Annotated in this window: 1 protein-coding gene; it reads left to right on the forward strand. The window is 77.1% G+C overall.

Annotated elements, in window-relative coordinates; genetic code table 11:
- Positions 1-414 (forward strand): MFS transporter (locus tag EAD89_RS05390; protein ID WP_199733417.1); only part of this gene is annotated, 414 nt, incomplete at both ends.

Genomic DNA, 414 nt, shown 5'->3' on the forward strand with positions numbered 1-414 from the left:
CCGTGCTGCGGCTGGGAACGAACACCGCCACGGTGGCGGGCTTCGCCGCCGGCGGCACGCTGATCGCCTGGCTGGGGCCGGGCTGGGCGCTGGCGCTGGACACCGCGACGTTCGCCGTCGCCGCCGGGCTCCTCGCGCGGCTCCGCCTCGACCGGGCCCACCGGACGACCGGGCGGAACCTGCCCGCCCAGCTCCGAGACGGTTGGCGCGAGTTCGTCCGGCGGCGCTGGCTGTGGCAGATCGTGCTCGCCGCGGCGGTGGTCAACGCCGCCGTCGGGGTCACCTTCGGGCTCGCGGGGCCGCTTGTCGCCCGAACCCACCTCGGTGGCGCGGGCGCGTGGTCCGCCGTCCTCGCCGGGTACGCGGTGGGCATGTTCGCCGGGGTACTGGTCGCGATGCGGGTCCGTACGACCC

It is taken from the genome of Micromonospora sp. BL4, from assembly GCF_003667505.1.
GTDB lineage: Bacteria > Actinomycetota > Actinomycetes > Mycobacteriales > Micromonosporaceae > Micromonospora.